Genomic DNA, 1,581 nt, shown 5'->3' on the forward strand with positions numbered 1-1,581 from the left:
CATTTATTTACTCGCTTATGGTACCAACTGGTTCGCCAAAAACACGGACGCCGGGTTGATTCGGGTGGAATACGCGGAAGGTAACCGTAAACCCATGGCCGCCATTCAGGTGGATAAACGCTACGGAGGATTACCGCTTACGGTTCATCTGTCGGCAGCTGCGTCGAAAGATTACGATCCCGCCGATACGCTGAGCTTTCGCTGGAAAATAGGAACCGCCCTGAAAAAAGGACGCGAGCTGACTCATACGTTCACTAAACCAGGACTGTATCAGGTGACGCTTACGGCGACCGATCCGCACGGAGCCCAGGGCTTCTCGACGGTAGCCATCAAAGTAGGTAACACGCCGCCCGAGGTGCGTATTGATACGAAATCCAATCGTACGTTTTATTGGGATAAGACAACGCTCGACTATGAAGTGAAGGTACGGGATGTGGAGGATCAGAAAATCGACCCTTCCCGCGTGAGCGTAGCCTTTCATTACCTGACTTTCGGCAAGGATCTGGCGAGTGTACTGTCGGCGGGCGAATCACCACAGTTCGCGGCTACGCAAAAGCTGTACAACTCACTGGATTGTAAAGCCTGCCACGCCCTCGACACCAAATCCATTGGTCCCAGTCTGAACGAAATTTCGAAACGGTACCACGGTAAAACCCATGTGAAAGAAACGTTGTCCCAAAAAATCATCAAGGGCGGCAGCGGCAACTGGGGAACGTATCCCATGCCGCCGCATCCCAACCTGAGTACGCCGGAAGCGGACGAACTGGTTGGGTATATCCTCTCGCTGGCGGAGCAAAAACCTCGCTTACCGTTGAAAGGAAATCTGCCTTTGAACCAACATCCGGGCAAAGGAAAAGAAGGGGCGTATGTATTACGAGCTTCGTACACGGACCGTGGAGCCCGGGGTATTGAACCGCTGGAAGCCAGTGCACAGCTCGTCTTACGCGATCCACTCATTCAGCTTGAAGATTACCACGAAGGCAACGTAGGCGTGACGCCCGCCACCTTACAAACGAACTTCGTCTCCTATATTCGCAGCATTTCGGAAGGCAAGTACGTCCGCTTTAACCAGCTCGACCTCCAGCACATCACACGCATTCGCTTCCGCATACAGCCCGATGGCCCCGGTGGAAGCATTGAAATTCGACTCGATAGCCGTACGGGTCCGGTCGTAGGTACGGTGGAAATTCCCGCCGGAAAGCAAAGCAGCTGGCAGGAATTTACGGCTCCGATTCAGGCCAAACCGGGGCTGCACGATTGGTACATCGTCTTCCGAAATCCCAAAGCAGGCTGGGTCAATTTGTTTAATGTGGATTGGATGGTGGTGGAGAAGGAATAGATGGGTTGGGTTTTATCAGTGGGTATTTGGTCAGTTTAATCGTCAGGTCTTTCGCCCCGCAAGCTTCAGGTTGTAGGCTAAGAACTATTAACAAATAACTATCAACTACTGCTGGAAGAGGAAAACCTCTCCCGCCCATTCCATGGGGGCCATCCCATGGTGGCCATTCCATGGTGGGAACAATGCGGTAGGCTTGAGCTAATCTAGGTAGTTACGGAGAGGTCCAGCCTGGAAGGCTCATG

1 protein-coding gene is annotated in these 1,581 nt (G+C 52.8%); it reads left to right on the plus strand.

The window, feature by feature from the left end; all coding sequences use genetic code 11:
* A partial coding sequence (locus BWI93_RS07340; protein ID WP_141217384.1) for a carbohydrate-binding protein occupies window positions 1–1,339 on the plus strand: 1,339 nt, incomplete at its 5' end.
* Between the last annotated feature and the right edge of the window lie 242 nt (window positions 1,340–1,581).

This window comes from Siphonobacter sp. BAB-5385, from assembly GCF_002261125.1.
In the GTDB taxonomy this organism is placed as follows: Bacteria; Bacteroidota; Bacteroidia; order Cytophagales; family Spirosomataceae; genus Siphonobacter.